Origin of the sequence: Shewanella sp. N2AIL (genome assembly GCF_022690845.1) — a bacterium.
Classification (GTDB): domain Bacteria; phylum Pseudomonadota; class Gammaproteobacteria; order Enterobacterales; family Shewanellaceae; genus Shewanella; species Shewanella baltica.
Window position 1 is genome coordinate 1 of the sequence record NZ_JALBYT010000012.1, and the last position, 16,273, is coordinate 16,273.

Below are 16,273 nucleotides of genomic sequence, written 5' to 3' on the forward strand. Positions count from 1 at the left end.
GACCAGTACTCGTCTGTTAACATTGTTCTTGGCATGATGGGTTGTCATGGTTAGTTTTTGGCGAAAGTAATTATACCAGCCCATCATGCTGTCTAATAATCCATCACGAAAGATCAACAAGCCCTAGTACTTTATTGAGCACGCGTTGCCAGTTGCCACCCATGAAACGGTCGCGATCGGTAGCTTTAAAGCGCGCCTTGGCTAAGGCATCATCGATACGGCTCATGCGATCGATATGATTTAGCTCGGTGATCACGACATGCCTTGGCTCTGCATCGAAACCTAGCACGCCTTTCGCCCTTAAGCTGTACCACCATTCTTGATATTCTTTAATGCCTTGGGCGTTGTCATTATTAAGAGCGAGCAAGTTTTCTTGGCCGCGCAGTGGGAAGTCATTGGCGATTGCCACACTATCTACACCGCCGACGCGCGATACGTATTCCAACTGGCGAATATAGTCATCGATCGTAGGCACGGCATTATTGGTAAGCCAGAAGCTCATCATAAATACGCCGAATACGCCGCCGCTATCGCCGATGGCGCGGATCACTTCATCGGGGGAACAACGGGCATGGTTTACTATGCCGCGCGCCGCGCCGTGACTCTGCACTATGGGAGATTTCGTGATTTTTGCGACATCTAAAGCAGTTTGAGCGCTGGAGTGACTCACATCGACCAAGATATTGGCGTGATTGAGTTTGGCGATAAGTTCGCGTCCGTGGGCGGTGAGCGGCCGATTGAGTCCGCCGTTGGCATCATTGTCTAACGCACCACCAGCGAAGGTGTTGCCATAGTGGTGGGTGAGCTGCAATACGCGCAGCCCTTGTTGATGAAACTCATCCACCCGTGCCCACTGGTTAGCTTCACTGTCTGCTTCGACACAATCTGCGCCTTGGATTTGAAAAAACACCGCAGTGCGCTGGCTGTCGCGAGCACGTTGAATATCTCGTCCACTCAGGCCTTGCAACAAAATGTCAGGATGTTCGCTTACCCGTTTTGCAGCCTGCTTGATACTTTCCATACAGGCTTTATAGGTGCGTTTGTAGTTTTGAGTGCCATCGGCTTGTTCTATAGTCTCAATCGCCGAAATATCGCAAAGATAGGCATCGAGTTTAGCGGCGGTTACATCACTTAAGTCATCGGGTAGGAAGGATAAACCATCGACATATATCCGCCTCTGTGCGGCGGCAAAGCTAGGTAAACTGACGAGTGGGCTTAACAGGGTTGCTGCGCCAAGACCTTTAAGGAGTGTACGACGGTAGTGATTGACTGCCTTGATGGGCATGCTCGATTCCTATCAATAACGCAAATGTAACTTCTTTATACCTTTTTAGGGCGTAGAAGTCTTTGATTAAATCCCTTTTTTGGCCTTTGCCCCTAGGCTGGAGTGATGATGATTTATTGTTGCAGAGCTGTGTTCATTATCGTTTGTGCCAGTACTTTTGCCAGTAAATGAAACCCTAAGGTTATGATTATCGAGTGGCTTCAAGCATGGCTTTGGCGAGAGAGTTAAGGCCGTTGGTGCGTGATGGGCTGAGCTGACCTTCTAGTCCCAATTGTTTGAAGTAAGCTGCAGGATCAAATGCTTGGATCTCAGCGCGACTTTTGCCATGGCAGGCGCCAAGTAATAAGCCAATTAATCCCTTGACGATGCGGGCATCGCTGTCGGCTAAATAATAGTGTTTACCAGCCTGTTCGAGGTGATAAATCCACGCATCACTTTCACAACCTTTTACTTGAGCGGCTTCGACGCGAAGTTCTGGGCTTAAACTCGGTAAGTCTTTCCCTAACAACATAATTTGGCGATATCTTTCCTGCCAGTTTGCTGCCTTGGTAAAGCGCGCCAGCAAGGTCTCGGCATCTTGCACTGAATAGTGAAAGTCGGCCTCATTTGGCATAGGGCTAGTTGAATCTGTCATAGGGCTAAATCCTGTCTCACTTATTTGAGCGTAACTTGTCTTGAGCGTAACTTATCTGGGACGTAACTTATTTTGAGCACATGAGTCGCGTGGTTCAGTGGCTAAAGACTGGATCACAGCAGCAAGTCTTTTACCGAGACCAACGCGGCAACAAAACGGTCGATATCGTCTTTATTGCTGTAGATACCGATAGAGGCGCGGCAACAGCCCTTAAGATTCAAACTCTGCATTAATGGCATGGCACAATGATGGCCGCAGCGCACGGCAACCCCTTGTTGGTCCAGCAAAATCCCCACATCTTGATGATGTTCATCGGCAAGATTAAAGGCGACGACACCGATATTGTCATCAAAGGCGCCGTATAAATGCACTTCGCCGAGCGCGCGCAATTGGCTTTGTAAATAGTTAACTAATTCAGCTTCATAAGCTTGAACTTGCGGCGTGAGCTCGGTTTGTAAAAATGTAATGGCCGCGCCCAAACCTATGACTTCGGCAATTGGCGGCGTGCCCGCTTCTAAGCGATTCGGTAGGCTGCCAAATTCTGTCGCTTCAAAACTCACGCGTTTAATCATCTCACCGCCAGTTAATAGTGGCGCGAGAGTATCTAACAGGTCGAAACGGCCGTAAAGCACGCCAACGCCAGTGGGACCATACATTTTATGCCCAGAGAAGACATAAAAATCACATCCTATTTCAGTCACATCCAGCGTTAAATGCGCCACTGCCTGCGCGCCATCAACTAAGATTATTGCGCCTTGGGCTTTTGCTAGCTGAACTAACTGAGCCACGGGATTAACTGTGCCTAGGGCGTTGGACACATGGCATAGGGCGACAATTTTTGGCTTTAACTCGAGCAAGGTTTTATAGGCGCTGACATCTAAGCGGCAAGCTTGATCGAGAGGGATAGGCTTAATCACTGCCCCCGTGCGTTTGGCCAGTTCCTGCCAAGGTACGATATTGGCATGGTGGGCGGCGGCGTCGATTAATATCACATCACCTGCGCTTACGTGTGCAGTGAGTCCAAAGGCGACTAAGTTGATTGATTCTGTGGTGCCGTGGCTAAAGATGATTTCTTCACGGCGTTCGGCCTTTAAAAATTGCTGCAGTTGATCGCGCACTTTTTCATAACTTAAGGTCGAGCGCGCCGATAACTGGTGCGCCGCGCGGTGCACATTGGCATTGTCGTTAGCGTAAAACTGCGCCATGGCATCTAACACCATTTGCGGTTTCTGGCTGGTGGCTGCGGTGTCGAGATAACACAAGGGATAGCCATCAAGCAGTTGATGTAACGCTGGGAATTGTGACCTAATTTTAGCATTGTGCTGCTCTGCTTCTAATGAACAAAGAACAGCTGTGGCATCAGGCGAGGCACTTGCCGAATGATGTGAGGTAACAGTATTCGTCGCTGTGTGAGTCACAGTATTTGGCGTAGGCGATGCTGGTTGAGTCATAGATGAGGCTAAAGGCAATGAAAAAGGCCAAGGGATCTTCTGTGATCTGCCATGTTAATGCAAGTTTTAGCGGTTTGTTGAGGCGTTGACATTGGAAGGCGGTATTGAGTGTCTAATTTCACCAAGGTTTGTTCAAACTTATGCCCTCTGGTATTTCGTGTGCCTTAAATGGGTTTTGACTTTCTAACGTATCATCGAGCTTAGCTATGATGCGATTTTTCTAATGTTTCAGTTTTTCTTTTAAATTCAGCTAATACTTTAGGCTCAATTCAACCACCCAAAGTGAAAACTGCGACTATTCTAAATGGGACGTCCTTTGATATCGGTGTTTGTTGGAGACCCGTTTTATGGTGCAGTTTTTAAAAGATTTACGGATTAAACATAAGATGATCGCCCTCGTTGGGGTGATGTTAGTGCTGATCCTGATTCTGTCTGGTTTTAGTCTGTTGAAGATGCAGCGAGTTTCTGAGGAAATCCAAGGCATTGCAAAGGAAAATATTCCACTAGTGAGATTATCAACCGACGTCACCATTAAGCAGCTCGAAAGCTCAGTCATTTTAGAAAAAGCGTTTCGTGCGGCGGATATTGAAGCCGCATCGAGTCAGCCCATTTTAGCGGCGTTTATTGCGGATGTTATTCAGCATAAAGAAGACATTAATAAGGAGTTACTCTCGACTCAGTCTATGCTCAATGCGGCATTAAAAGAGGCTAAAAATCCGCTATTACATGAAAAAACGCAGCAGTTAAATCAAGATATTGGCACGATTATTCAACGTTTTGGTGATTATGAGGCTTTACTTGCCACTGTCATCACTGGAATCCAGCAAAAAGAAGAACCAGCCGCCTTAGCTAAGCGGGTTGAATCCTTAGAGGTCACGCAAAACGAGTTTAATACTGAGCTAAGTCAGTTCGTTGAGCGTTTAGAGCAAATGACTCAAACCGCGGTTTCTGTGACTAAGGATGAAGAGCTTAGGGCTATTTATGGCTTAACGATTATTTCTATCGTGTCTTTAGTCATAGGCCTATTGATTGGCATTGCTTGCAGTCAATACATGGTCAAATCTATCAATCGGTTACGTAATTCTGCCGCTAAGATGGAACAGGGTAACTTTAACCAAGAGCTGCGCGTCGATTCTAAGGATGAACTGGGCGAACTCACCGTCAGTATGAATCAAATGGCGTGGACCTTAAGTAAAACTGTCGGCCAAGTGATTGCTCGAAGTGAAGAAATTGCCTCTATGGTGACCGAGCTTAATGCGGTGGCCGAGAACAATCGTGAGGCCATGTTGAGGCAGCAGGATAATACCGATCAAGTCGCCGCCTCTATGACCCAAATGGCGGCAACGATCACTGAAGTGGCGAGCAGTGCCGAAACCGCTTCGTACTCAGCGGGACAAGCCGAGCATAAGGTGAAAGAAAGTTGCGAGGTTGTCGATGCGAGCGAAAAAATTTCCAAACAGTTAGTCGCCAGCGCCCAGTATTCGAATCAACTTATTCAACAGGTTCAAGCGAGTACCGGAAAAATCCTCAACTTTGTTTCTGTGGTCGATGCGATAGCGGGGCAGACGAACTTGTTGGCCTTGAATGCATCGATTGAAGCGGCGCGGGCGGGAGATCAAGGACGTGGGTTTGCTGTGGTCGCCGAAGAAGTGCGGGCGCTGGCAACTCGTAGCCAAACCGCCACGCAGGAGATCAGCGATCTTATCCAAACACTCGTGAAAGATGCTAAGTCCTCAGTCGAATCCTTCGCTAATAACGACAAGCAAATCAGTGAGTCGTCACTGCTCGTTAATCAAGCCAAGCAGCACCTATTTGAGATTTTAGATGCCTTAACTGAATTGACTCAGGCCAATTCTCAAGTCGCGACCGCAAGCGAGCAGCAAGCCGTCACCGCCGAGGATATTAGCGAGCGGATTAATGCGATTCGAGATTCAGGGGAATTGGTACTTGGCAGCGCCAATGAAACGGCAAAAGCCAGTGAGTCATTGTCTCAGCAGGCCAACTCATTAAGGGAAACCATGCAGCAGTTTAAGGTACGCGCTGTTTAGTCATATAATATAAAAAGGTAATTCTCTTAATCCTAATTCTCTTTCTTATATTGGAGAGTTAATGTGAGTTATCTTCACCGAATTCGATACCTATCCCATCTTCTTTGGCGTACAAGGCTTTGATCGCGGTAATTGGCACAATGACTTCTGTGCTTATTTTATCAAAGGTTGCATGAAATTTGAGCGTATTGTTTTGATAGTGGGCTCCCCTTATCGCTGCAGTGTGTATGCTCAGTGTTATTTCATCTTTTACATGATCTATTTTCGATTCAGGTACCGAAACAGCATAATGATTTGTATCGATAATAATATAAGGCGTTTTGCTAGCTTTAATGATATCAGAATAAATTTGATAGAATTTTCTGGCATTATCAGTACTTTCTAACATATCTCTCATTCGGTATAAGTTAAGGCGTGTTGACCAGGGAAAGAATCGATTCCGTTTATAAAAAATAATTATGAACGGCAGTATTAACAAGGTGATTAAAATTAGTTCCATTAAATTTTATCCTGCATTTTTCGCTTTTATGTTCACAGTGAGATATTCCTTTACTGTTTTTGTTCTTCAGCTCCCATGGCATCAAGTTATTGAACTTTAGGCGTTACTATGTGAAAAATAGTCATTTAATAGGTATGTTGAGTTAACTTAAGTGTTCCATTATCGACATTTAATGCCACTAGATGCTCATATACAAACTAACGTATGAGCTGATTTTTTCGCTGCTCATGTATGATAAGAAGATTCAGAAGGGAAGGAAAGTTTAGTTGGTGATAATCAACCTTGGTGAACTGGCTTTACTTTGGTATTTGAACATTAATTGCCAGTTTTTTAAACGGAGATTTATCATGGCAGGAAAAAATAAAGCATCTTTGAAAAGTCTGTTCAAGATTGAGACTCAAGAACAGTGTCTGTCTGCAATTAAAAATGGTTGGATAGTGACATTAATCTCACTCAGCATAACATTAGTTTTTAGTACCATTGGTTTCTTTACCCAAACTGAAAACGCGACGCTGAATTATTTCCTTGATCCATTTCTTATGATTGATGTCGTGCTAATGGCAGTGATGGCTTTTTTTATCTATAGAAAATCGAGAATCGCAGCCACTTTGATGTTGTTTTATTTTGTCTTATCTAAAATTCTTCAATGGAGCGATTTGGGTAATGTTCAAGGACTTCCATTAGCCATCGTTTTTATGTTCTTCTATTTTAATGCCATGCGCGCGACTTTTGTATGGCACTCAAAATATAAGATAGTTGATGAATCGTTATCTCTCGATACTGACATGTAACCAGATCATACCTTGCAATCTAGTGACTTATATTGTGTGGTGTACTACATGGTATTGATTAATATGGCTTATTTAGATATTTTTATGGTGATGACGTTAAAGGTAGCGCTATAACGACTTAACGGTTATTGCCAGATAAACGTATTTTGGACAGCTCATTGAAGCTGTTTATTGGCCGTGTCTGGCTGGTTACTTGTCGATAATCAGATTTGGTTTAAATTGATGTAAACCTTTTTTGCTAAATCAGTCTCGCGATAATAGCCGCTGTGATTTGCTACTGATGTGAATATGCCTGTAGCAACTTGTCTTACGTAGTGACTAATAGATGAATAAAAGCGAAGTCTAGGACTTCGCTTTGGGCTTAACTTATTGTCTTTTACAACTCTTGTTTTTAGAAGTTATAGGTGACACCTAACATAAAGTTGCGTCCCATCAGTGGTGCGTAATCTTTGAGTAACGAGGTGTGTGGCCGCGCGTCTTGGTCGAGTAGATTTGTGCCTTTGACATAGAACAGCATGTCACCCGCAGAAGTGTATAAACGGTAGGTGACGGCGGCATTCACTAGCGCATAGCCTGCTGTTTCGGTTTCATTTTCGGCGGTATCCGTTTGTTTTGCATAGCCAATCGCGCCGACTTCAGCGTGCCATTGTTGTTGGTCAAAGTTTAAAGTTGAACCGATACGCATGGGCGAAATGAGTGGCAAGTTACCACCATCGACCAGCTTGCCACGGGTGTAATCGCTGAACATATCCAATGACCAAATATCGTTAAACGGGATGCTGGCTTGGGCCTCGAGGGAATAAAGCTCGGCATCACCTTGGGTGTATTGGTAAACCGGTAAATCACCTTCAGCATCGCCGTTGACTATATCAGAGGCGACTAAGCCCGTATTTTTCTCGTAATAGAAATTATTGACTCGGTTGTAGGCCATGCTCAATGAGCCTGTCCACGCACCCTCTAATTTGCGCAGGGTTAAGTCGATATTGTTGGCGATCTCTTTATCGTTATTGCCATTGTTAGTGATGATTTGACCATTTTCAATGCTGAACTGCGAACCAAGCTCAAAGCTTTGGGTAGCATCGTGGGGACCATAGCTGTAAAGCTCTTCGGCGGTGGCCGAACGTTGGGCGCGGGTGAGCGACAGTCCTAAGTTATAGGCAGGATCTAAGTCCCACATCATGCCCGCCGATACAGTTAAATCATTATCGACTAAGTCTTCGGCTTGGTAGTGTTGTTCGCCATTTAGCGTGTCTAGCGTCATGCCGTCTGGCGCTAAGCGGTAATGCTCCAAGCGGCCGCCGAGTTCGACGCGAAAATCCCCAACCTTACGTTCTTGCACGATAAAGGCGGCTAAGGTATCGGTTTTGCTGTCTGGTGTCAGCGCTTCTTCGCCTTCAACGGCAAAGTCACGGTGCACAGCATGTAGCCCCATAGTGCCTTGCCACTCACCCCAAGGATGATTGTTAAGGCTTAAGCGCGCTTCACTTTGTTTGTTGAAGAAAGTTGTGCCAGCAACCCCATCTTCTTCCTCAGCATGTTGATAATCGGTATAGCCCGCATCAAAACGCAGTTTACTGAAGCCTGCAAAAGGATCTAACAAACCACTGTGCAGTTGCCATGCGGTTTTCTTTAAATCTATGGTGATGTCGGGCGCATCGGCTTCGCCGCGGCCGGGAATACCGTAATTCGATTCAGTGCGCGCGCCGGATACGCTGACAAATCCCGTGTCACCGGTATAGCCAACACCCGCGGCATAGTCGTCGAGTTTTTGATTACTATTCGACAGCTTTCCATGGGTTTCGGGCAGATTGGCAATGGCATTTCCCGGAATATCGACATCGTCGGTAATGCGGTGGGTGCCATCTACATGCCAATTGAACTGACCATTGCCACCATCGATATCACCGTTAAAGGTGCGGCCATTGCTGGCCGTGTCGTAGCGAGTGCCAAATTGTCCCGACAGTTCATCGACTGGGCTCTCGTGGTAGCGTTTATCCACCACATTGACCACGCCGCCAATGGCGCCGTTCCCGTAAAGCAATGTACCTGGGCCGCGCAGGATCTCTATTTGCTGCGCCGAGGCGGCTTCCGCTGTTACCGCGTGATCGGCCGATACCGTTGATGCGTCACCAACAGACAGACCATTTTCAAGCACTTGTACTCGAGGACCACCCATGCCGCGAATGATGGGGCGACTCGCCCCAGCACCAAAGTGAGAGGCTTGTACGCCGGGCAGTTTTTCTAAGGTGTCACCCAGCGTCGGCTCGATATTGAGCTTGAGTTGATCTTCGGTCAGTACACTAATTGGCGTCGTGCTTTCGAGCGCAGAGCGGGCGAGCGGCGATGCGGTCACGACAATGTTTTCCATCGCCGTTTTCGTCAGTGAAATATCCTGCGTTACCGCGCCAGTTGTTATCTGCAAATCCCTATCAACATGCTTAAAGTCGGCATTGCTAATGTGGAGATGGATATGACTATTGTCGGCCACAGTTAACTGATACTGGCCCTGAGAATTGGTGCTTGTGCTCGTCCCACCGTCGATGCTGACAAGGGCGCCAGCGATAGGTGCGCCTTGCAGATCGGTTACTTGACCTTGTAATTGAGCGGCCATAACCGGTGAACACACGCCAGCTACTGCTAGCGCTATTGAAGATAGTGCAAGTTTCATTGTGCCTTTCCTTTAGATAAGCAAAAAATAGATTTTTTAAATGATTGAATTTGCTTAAGACAGTAAGGGCGGTGCACGCACGTTGAAGTGACGTAACCAAGGTAAACTCGGTTGTTGATAAGGTTTCTGCGGGATGCTTTCAGCTTGCTGCAATCCCATCGGCGGCATAAGCACAGACGATGGACCTGCATTTTGCTCATGACCAAAATCGCACAGGAAACAGTGGGCATGCTCATGTTCTAAACTGTGTTCAGCAGAATGCGACAGCGCAACCGATTGGATGACAATCAGCCACAAGCCGAGTAGTAGCCAAAGCCACTTTCTGTGAGTTGGGGAACTTGAGTGAGTCATTATTCTTCTATGGGTCAGAGTTATCTTAGCGTCGCACCAGTCGAACGCGAGATACAGTTGATCCTAATTTGTGACTCGACCCTACTTGAATTGTCAGTATTGGGTCTAGTTAACCTTTGTTAATAAAGAATGTTTAATCGGTTTCGATGATGGGATGATTTAATCTATTAATTTGTTTTTATTATGGATTCTATCATCCTGATTAATGTTGAATGACGAACATGAAGGTTTTAAGACCTTAGTTACATCCTCAATCGTTTCAGCGGATAAGCGTATTGGGCGCGAAGTTTCCCTCTCGCTTAAGTTCACTTCCTTGCGCTTTGCTGACTGTACTTCTTATCTGACGATATTTTCGTCGCAAAAATGCAATGGCTTGTGCAGTGGCGGATAAAAAGACTAACAAACTGTTGTAATATGTAGCGCTAAATAACGACTAGAAATGTGGATTAAATGGGCATGCGTATTCTTTGGCTTTTTGTGTTAACGCTCAGCATTCTTCCCGGTACCGCTGCCGCATCGGATATTGCCAGCAGTGTCAACGGAGGTTCAAATCGCCTTGCCGACGGCGGTGATTTTGAACTGGGTATGAGTGTTTACGGGATTAATCAAATTGATGTTCGGCAAACCGATTCCGGCGCTGCGCAATTGTCGCTGTTGGTCAGTGGCATGTATCAATACAAAGGCATGTTTGTTGAGATGATCCACCAATCTCAGGATGGGGTTAATCTTGGGGTTAATCTTTGGAGTTCAGAGGATTGGTCCTTTGATCTGTTACTGGCGAACTTACAAGGTTCATGGTCTCGTCCAGATCTGGATCCCAGCACACTCGATGAAGCTGGCCGCAATGCTTATCTATTATCGGAAGATTCGCTCTATATTGGCGCAGGTTTTCGTGCGACGCGTTACTGGGGCGATAACTACGTTTTTCAGTACAGATTAGTATCTGATTATTATGATGATCAGGGTATTCAGAGTTCCGCCAGATTGGGTAAGTCTTGGCAGGTACGTAATTGGAATTTTCACGTATTGGGAAGCGTAGGCTACTCATCAGCCACCTTGAATCGTTATCTTTTTGGTGTCAGCAAAGAAGAAGCAACTGAACTCTTTCCCGAATATCACCCGAGCAGTTCTTTTAGCTACGGTATGGAGCTCGGTGTTGCCTATCCGCTGAGTGAGAGTTTTGTGTTTCGGGCCATGTATCGCTTCAATGTATTATCCCAAGAAGTGACCGACAGTCCCTTTAATCAAGCCGGATATGCATCGTTTTTTAATGCCTCTATCAGCTATGTGTTTTAGGGGCGTGGGCATGAAGCGATTTTATTTATGGCTAGTGTTACTGAACGCGCCTTTTTTTGCTTGGGGTCAGGACGATTCGGTGATTTTTACTGCGACCCCAGAGCGCTGCATTGCGCTCCATAAAGGGCAAACTTGCTATCAAGATGTGTTGTTTCGATGGCAAACACCGACGAGCGGCGAGTATTGCCTCATACTGACTGACCGCCAGCACCAGCTAATCTGCTGGAGCGGCAAAGCCATGCAAGAATACCAATATAGTTTTGAAGGTGATAAAACGGCGACCTTTAGTCTGATCCGTACTGATGATGTGCAACCACTGGCGCAGGTCAAAGTGGTGGTGACTTGGGTTTATAAGGCCCCTAAACAGAGTCAGTCAGGTTGGAGGTTATTCTAATATGTCAGTTGAAAAGCACATCTTAGTGGTCGAAGACGATATCTCGCTGGCAGAGTGGATCAGTGATTATTTACTGGATCACGGTTACGAAGTCACGGTTGCTAGCCAAGGCGATTTTGCCTTAGAGATGATAGCCGAAGAGATACCTGACTTAGTGTTACTCGACGTGATGTTACCCGTTAAGAATGGTTTCGATGTCTGTAAGGAAGCGAGGGCATTTTATGCTGGGCCCATTCTCTTTATGACGGCTTGTGTTGAGGATGGGGATGAGATCCGCGGATTAGATGTCGGGGCAGATGATTACCTGACTAAGCCGATCCGGCCACAGGTGTTGTTAGCGCGGATAAAAGCCCTGTTACGCCGTGTGGGTGATGAGGAACAAAAACAGCAGTTAGTGTTTGATTCGCTGGTGCTCAATGCCACGGCAAAATCGGTCACTATCGATAAACAGCCGCTGGATTTGAATGCCAATGAGTTCGATGTGTTGTGGCTACTGGCATTGAAGGCGGGCACGATTGTCAGCCGTAATGAACTGGTGGCTCAGCTGCGGGGCATTGAATACGACGGCCTAGATCGCTCAGTTGATATTCGCATATCGCGTTTACGCAAGAAATTACAGGAAGCGTTGAGTCAGCCCTATAAAGTAAAAACCATCCGTGGCAAGGGATACCTGTTTTGCCGCGACGAAGGTGAGCAAGCTTTATGAAGAAGTTGATGACTTCACTGGTGCTGGTGGTGCTGGTGGCCATTGCGAGCCTAGGCTGGTCGATAAGTGAGTTTGCCAGTCTGCTAGATCCTGATAATGACACGCAAACCCCAGCCACTCATCTTGCGGCATTAAAACTGCTGGGCGGCACACTGGCGCAAACGCTCGATAACGATAGCGTTAACAATCAAAGTTTTATCGCAAACTGGAACCAGCTAAATTCAGAGCAATTGTCTTTAGCGAGTGAAGCCGATTTCGTCTTACCCTCAGCCCTAAAAACCGCGTTTTATGCGGGAGAATCGCTGCTGCTGGAGTCCGATGACGGTATCTCCTTGCATTATTTACTGCCGAAAACGGGGCAGGTATTGAACATCAATACCGATATTGTCACGCCCACCGATGGCAACTTTGACTTGAATAAGCTGTATACCATGCTTTTTTATGGCGGCGTGGTGCTGATTTTGTTGGTGTGGGTGTCACCCTTGATCCGTCAACTGGTTAATCTCAGTAAGGCGACCCAAGCGTTTGGTATGGGGGAGTTGCAGCAGAGAATTCCTGTTAGAAAAACGTCGTACATAGGTACTATTGAAAGCGAATTCAACCGTATGGCGGATCGTATTCAGCAATTGATCGATGACAATAAACTGCTCAGTCGAGCTGTTTCTCATGATTTAAAAACTCCGATCGCACGGTTAAGATTCGGCATTGAGGCGCTGGAAGAAACCCAAAGCGAACAGCTCAGAGTGAAGTATTTCCAGCGCTTGAACCGCGATCTAGACACTATGGAAGACTTGGTGATGACGCTGCTGAGTTATGCCCGCCTCGATGAAGCGAATATCCAGCCCGATTGGCAGTCGATTGAACTCAATGCTTGGCTACTCGAAAAGTATCAAGGCCAAGTGTACCCCGATTTTTCAGTTGAACTGGTTTCCTATCCCACAGCACTCAAGATCAAGACAGACCCTAAGTACTTATCAATGCAGGTGAATAATTTGCTCAATAATGCGCTGCGTTTTGGTAAGGCAAAGATTCGGCTGACGTTGGCAGTCGAGGAGGGCGCGACCTGGTTACACGTTGACGATGACGGTCCAGGCATAGACGAACTGGAGTCTGCGCAGGTGATTAAGCCTTTTGTGCGTGGTCAGCACAGCCGTGGAAATTCCGGTCATGGCATGGGATTGGCGATTGTCGACAGAATTGGTTGTTGGATGAATGCCCCATTACGTATTGGACGCTCCCCTGAGCTCGGTGGCGCTCGCATGTCACTAAAATTCAAGGCTGAAGTTTAACGCTGGAGTTTAGGGTTGGAGATTTAGATCGGAATTTAAGGCTGAATTTTAAAGCGGAGTTTAAGGCAAGAGTTTAAGGCAAGAGTTTAAGACTGGATTTTAACGCTGCATAACCATCAGGCAAAGCGAGCAATGTCGCGATGTAGCGATAAAACAGCACCAGCCTAGGAGCTAGGCTGGTGCTCGTTTGATTCGCAATTAACCTTTCACATCGACATTGTTAAGTATGTAATCCGTGTCGTAGATACGTGAGTTCGTATTTTCTGGTTTGCTATGTAAACCTGTGACTTCGACCATGACAGAAGTTTCTTGATTCATCGTAGAACTCCCCCACAAAATGTCGTTACTGCTGTTCTTTCCTACCCCAAATTGGCCCACTGCATCACGATCGGTTTGTTCGCGAGTGAAAGTGAAGTAGCTATAACCAGCCTGTTTGCATAACTCAGCCGATTTACGCATGACGTACTTTCGGGCCAATGCGCGGTCAGTGTTGGTATTGCCAACAAAGCTTATCTGCCAGCTATCGGGTGCAATCTGCGCGGTTTCAAAGCCTTTACCGAAAGACCAAAATTGCTTTTCGGTATCGTATGAAGTGGCGCAAGCTGAAAGCATCAAGGCTAATCCAGCACATAAAAACGTTTTTTTGATCGATGTCATGGTCTTGTCTCGTCAGGTTAGTTAGAAGCTATAGCTCACGCCAAGAGTAGTAACCCACTGGTTGCTACTGTCGATTAGCGGAGAGTCAGCCATGTTGGCAGCTATGTGCGAGTAACCAGTGGCTTGAGTAATGTCTAAATGCTTAGTGACTGGAATAACCAAAGCGTAACCTAGCTTATAGGCAAAGGTGCCTTCGGCTTGATAAGCAGGGCGCTGCGCCGTTGCTTCAGATGACGTCACACCTGTGTAGTAGTTTGCGAAGTCTTTACTAAAATAGTGCACACCCGCATAAGGCACCAGATCCCCAAAGCCTAGATTTATTGGATGGTAGTAGGTGATATCAGCTTGAAAACCATCATAAACATTTGTCACATCGTGTTGGAATTTGGTTGATAACGTGCCTGTGCCTAAATGAATGTCGGCGTTTAAACCCAGATCGCCACTGAATTTGCGATCCTTCATGCCAGTTAAAATATCGGCGTCATTGGCATCAAAGCCTGGATTGGCAACCACAAAAATGCTGAAGTTAACGGCACTGTCGTTGGTGCCTAAAAAGCGGTAGTTGATACCGGACAGATCGGCGTTGAAGTCCTCACCGTGGTAGCCGCCATTGAGGTAGATACCTGTTTGGTGATCTTGACCCTTATAAAACTGACTACCAGTAGCAACACCTGCGCCAGCAAAGAACTGATCTTGATGACTATAGATATTACCGTTACGAATGTAGGTATTGCTTTCAGCAAGCGCGTGGCTCGACATCAAAACACTTGTGATTACAAAGCAAATTTTTTTCATTTTTTGATCCTTAAGACATCTGTCTAGTGACTGTGGCGCCACTATATTTCAGTTCTTAACAGGACTCTGTATCCGAATGTAACCTGAAGCATTTTGCCGGAGGACCGTCGAAGGGTATCGGGCTGAGTATGCTGCTGCGAGTTTAACGGGGGTAATACGATAGCTTTGTGTTTGGTCAGTACAAGAGAGTTTGGGGCTGATAGTTTGCCGTTAACCCAAAGCGAGATGCGATAAGGAGGCGGCATTTGGGCTTAGTAAGCGACGTTGTGCTGAATGAAATCAATAGCATCAGGTGTATTTACCTGATGCTATTGGTTATTCAAACGACTCGCCGACTAAGCCTAGGGGCTGAGATTCGGGGGCTAAGGGCAAGGTAATCTGAATTTATCGGACAGTTCGTTTAATCGCACTAATAGCTCAGGCGATAAGGTGACTTTTAAACTGTCGATGTTTTCTTTCAGTTGATACAAGTCGGTGGCGCCGATAATGTTGGAGCCGACAAACTGACGTGAGTTAACAAAAGCTAACGCCATTTGTGCGGGCGTGAGTTTGAACTCGCGGGCCAAATCGACGTAGGCTTGCGTGGCCTCCAGTGCCATTTGCGAACCGGTGTAACGGGCGAAACGCTTAAACAAGGTCAGGCGTGCACCTTCGGGCCATTGGTCGTTGCAGTATTTGCCGGTTAGGGCGCCAAAGGCCAAGGGTGAGTAAGCGAGCAGCGGCAGGTTTTCACGGTGGCTGATTTCGCTCATGCCGACTTCGAAGCTGCGATTGAGCAAGTTATAAGGGTTTTGCACACTCACAATACGCGGCAGACCATGTTTTTCGGCCAGTTGCAGGTACTTCATCAAGCCCCAAGGTGTTTCGTTCGACACACCGATATAGCGCACTTTACCTTGGCGAATGACTTCGGCGAGGGCTTCTAGGGTTTCGAGGATCGGCGTTTGATGTTCTTGATCTTGTTGATCGTAAAAAAGTTCACCAAAGAAGTTGGTATTTCGGTCGGGCCAATGGATTTGATAAAGATCGATAGTGTCGATTTGGAGGCGTGCTAAGGAGACATCGACCGCTTGGTGGATATTGTTCCAGTCCAGCGCCATATTCTTGCGAATATAATCACTCTTACCACCCGGTGCGGCAATTTTAGTGGCAATAACTAGATCGTCACGGTTGCCGCGAGCCTTAATATATTGCCCAAGAATACGCTCTGTTTCCCCTTGGGTTTCGGGCTTAGGTGGGACGGGATACATTTCCGCCGTATCGATAAAGTTGATGCCATTTCCTATGGCGTAGTCCAGCTGTGCAAATGCTTCGGCTTGGGTATTTTGTTCGCCCCAAGTCATAGTGCCCAAACAGATTTTGCTGACCTCGAGATTAGAATGCGGTATGCGTCTGTATTCCATCTATTT

The 16,273-nt window shown here is 46.5% G+C and carries 15 protein-coding genes; 6 read left to right on the forward strand and 9 right to left on the reverse strand.

Annotated elements, in window-relative coordinates; genetic code table 11:
* Positions 1-103: 103 nt before the first annotated feature.
* From MO387_RS09005 to MO387_RS09015, 3 genes are all read right to left on the reverse strand, one after another.
* Positions 104-1,285 (reverse strand): membrane dipeptidase, encoded by a 1,182-nt coding sequence (locus MO387_RS09005; RefSeq protein ID WP_242326218.1) that lies wholly within the window; start codon positions 1,283-1,285, stop codon positions 104-106.
* 187 nt (positions 1,286-1,472) lie between these two features.
* Positions 1,473-1,919, reverse strand: coding sequence for a SufE family protein (locus tag MO387_RS09010; protein ID WP_106651552.1), 447 nt, complete (start codon positions 1,917-1,919; stop codon positions 1,473-1,475).
* Between the two features lie 113 nt (positions 1,920-2,032).
* Positions 2,033-3,370, reverse strand: coding sequence for a cysteine desulfurase (locus MO387_RS09015; RefSeq protein ID WP_107949044.1), 1,338 nt, complete (start codon positions 3,368-3,370; stop codon positions 2,033-2,035).
* Positions 3,371-3,717: 347 nt separating this feature from the next.
* Between MO387_RS09015 and MO387_RS09020 the strand changes: the two genes are divergently transcribed.
* Positions 3,718-5,418 carry a methyl-accepting chemotaxis protein gene (locus MO387_RS09020; protein WP_107949042.1) on the forward strand — a complete coding sequence of 567 codons (1,701 nt, stop codon included), beginning with the start codon at positions 3,718-3,720 and terminating at the stop codon, positions 5,416-5,418.
* Positions 5,419-5,476: 58 nt separating this feature from the next.
* On the opposite strand, the gene MO387_RS09025 is transcribed toward MO387_RS09020, so the two are convergent.
* Positions 5,477-5,806, reverse strand: coding sequence for a ClpXP protease specificity-enhancing factor SspB (locus MO387_RS09025; protein ID WP_159075007.1), 330 nt, complete (start codon positions 5,804-5,806; stop codon positions 5,477-5,479).
* Positions 5,807-6,264: 458 nt separating this feature from the next.
* Between MO387_RS09025 and MO387_RS09030 the strand changes: the two genes are divergently transcribed.
* On the forward strand, positions 6,265-6,708 hold the full coding sequence (locus MO387_RS09030) for a hypothetical protein (protein ID WP_107950321.1): 444 nt from the start codon (positions 6,265-6,267) through the stop codon (positions 6,706-6,708).
* Between the two features lie 391 nt (positions 6,709-7,099).
* On the opposite strand, the gene MO387_RS09035 is transcribed toward MO387_RS09030, so the two are convergent.
* Both MO387_RS09035 and MO387_RS09040 read right to left on the reverse strand, forming a co-directional pair.
* Positions 7,100-9,376, reverse strand: coding sequence for a TonB-dependent receptor (locus MO387_RS09035; RefSeq protein WP_107949038.1), 2,277 nt, complete (start codon positions 9,374-9,376; stop codon positions 7,100-7,102).
* Positions 9,377-9,430: 54 nt separating this feature from the next.
* Complete coding sequence (locus MO387_RS09040) at positions 9,431-9,727, reverse strand: hypothetical protein (protein ID WP_107949036.1); 297 nt, start codon at positions 9,725-9,727, stop codon at positions 9,431-9,433.
* Positions 9,728-10,183: 456 nt separating this feature from the next.
* Here MO387_RS09040 and MO387_RS09045 point away from each other — a divergent pair, with 456 nt between their 5' ends.
* Genes MO387_RS09045 through MO387_RS09060 form a run of 4 tightly spaced genes read left to right on the forward strand, consistent with a single transcriptional unit; the run spans position 10,184 to position 13,412 of the window.
* Entirely contained in the window at positions 10,184-11,023 is an 840-nt protein-coding gene (locus tag MO387_RS09045) for a MipA/OmpV family protein (RefSeq protein WP_107950318.1), read from the forward strand.
* 10 nt (positions 11,024-11,033) lie between these two features.
* Positions 11,034-11,417: a DUF3019 domain-containing protein gene (locus tag MO387_RS09050; RefSeq protein WP_107949034.1), complete on the forward strand. Its 384-nt coding sequence runs from the start codon at positions 11,034-11,036 to the stop codon at positions 11,415-11,417.
* 1 nt (position 11,418) lies between these two features.
* Positions 11,419-12,123 carry a response regulator transcription factor gene (locus MO387_RS09055; RefSeq protein ID WP_006080306.1) on the forward strand — a complete coding sequence of 235 codons (705 nt, stop codon included), beginning with the start codon at positions 11,419-11,421 and terminating at the stop codon, positions 12,121-12,123.
* Positions 12,120-13,412, forward strand: a complete 1,293-nt coding sequence (locus MO387_RS09060) for an ATP-binding protein (RefSeq protein WP_107949032.1) — start codon at positions 12,120-12,122, stop codon at positions 13,410-13,412. Before MO387_RS09055 ends, MO387_RS09060 begins: the two co-directional genes overlap by 4 nt.
* Positions 13,413-13,610: 198 nt before the next feature.
* Here the strand turns inward: MO387_RS09060 and MO387_RS09065 are convergent, their stop codons facing one another.
* The 3 genes from MO387_RS09065 to MO387_RS09075 form a co-directional block, all read right to left on the reverse strand.
* Complete coding sequence (locus tag MO387_RS09065; RefSeq protein ID WP_006080308.1) at positions 13,611-14,069, reverse strand: hypothetical protein; 459 nt, start codon at positions 14,067-14,069, stop codon at positions 13,611-13,613.
* Positions 14,070-14,090: 21 nt separating this feature from the next.
* A complete protein-coding gene (gene ompV, locus MO387_RS09070; RefSeq protein WP_107949030.1) occupies positions 14,091-14,864 on the reverse strand; it encodes an outer membrane protein OmpV in 774 nt (257 codons plus the stop codon).
* Positions 14,865-15,226: 362 nt separating this feature from the next.
* Positions 15,227-16,267 carry an NADP(H)-dependent aldo-keto reductase gene (locus MO387_RS09075; protein ID WP_107949028.1) on the reverse strand — a complete coding sequence of 347 codons (1,041 nt, stop codon included), beginning with the start codon at positions 16,265-16,267 and terminating at the stop codon, positions 15,227-15,229.
* Between the last annotated feature and the right edge of the window lie 6 nt (positions 16,268-16,273).

Excerpts from the sequence above, each read along its gene's own strand:
- MO387_RS09045 (WP_107950318.1), top strand. The coding sequence starts at position 10,184 with ATGCGTATTCTTTGGCTTTTTGTGTTAACGCTCAGCATTCTTCCCGGT.
- MO387_RS09065 (WP_006080308.1), bottom strand. The coding sequence starts at position 14,069 with ATGACATCGATCAAAAAAACGTTTTTATGTGCTGGATTAGCCTTGATG.
- MO387_RS09040 (WP_107949036.1), bottom strand. The coding sequence starts at position 9,727 with ATGACTCACTCAAGTTCCCCAACTCACAGAAAGTGGCTTTGGCTACTA.
- MO387_RS09035 (WP_107949038.1), bottom strand. The coding sequence starts at position 9,376 with ATGAAACTTGCACTATCTTCAATAGCGCTAGCAGTAGCTGGCGTGTGT.
- MO387_RS09055 (WP_006080306.1), top strand. The coding sequence starts at position 11,419 with ATGTCAGTTGAAAAGCACATCTTAGTGGTCGAAGACGATATCTCGCTG.
- MO387_RS09025 (WP_159075007.1), bottom strand. The coding sequence starts at position 5,806 with ATGTTAGAAAGTACTGATAATGCCAGAAAATTCTATCAAATTTATTCT.
- MO387_RS09010 (WP_106651552.1), bottom strand. The coding sequence starts at position 1,919 with ATGACAGATTCAACTAGCCCTATGCCAAATGAGGCCGACTTTCACTAT.
- MO387_RS09060 (WP_107949032.1), top strand. The coding sequence starts at position 12,120 with ATGAAGAAGTTGATGACTTCACTGGTGCTGGTGGTGCTGGTGGCCATT.
- MO387_RS09005 (WP_242326218.1), bottom strand. The coding sequence starts at position 1,285 with ATGCCCATCAAGGCAGTCAATCACTACCGTCGTACACTCCTTAAAGGT.
- MO387_RS09030 (WP_107950321.1), top strand. The coding sequence starts at position 6,265 with ATGGCAGGAAAAAATAAAGCATCTTTGAAAAGTCTGTTCAAGATTGAG.
- MO387_RS09015 (WP_107949044.1), bottom strand. The coding sequence starts at position 3,370 with ATGACTCAACCAGCATCGCCTACGCCAAATACTGTGACTCACACAGCG.
- ompV (WP_107949030.1), bottom strand. The coding sequence starts at position 14,864 with ATGAAAAAAATTTGCTTTGTAATCACAAGTGTTTTGATGTCGAGCCAC.
- MO387_RS09050 (WP_107949034.1), top strand. The coding sequence starts at position 11,034 with ATGAAGCGATTTTATTTATGGCTAGTGTTACTGAACGCGCCTTTTTTT.
- MO387_RS09020 (WP_107949042.1), top strand. The coding sequence starts at position 3,718 with ATGGTGCAGTTTTTAAAAGATTTACGGATTAAACATAAGATGATCGCC.
- MO387_RS09075 (WP_107949028.1), bottom strand. The coding sequence starts at position 16,267 with ATGGAATACAGACGCATACCGCATTCTAATCTCGAGGTCAGCAAAATC.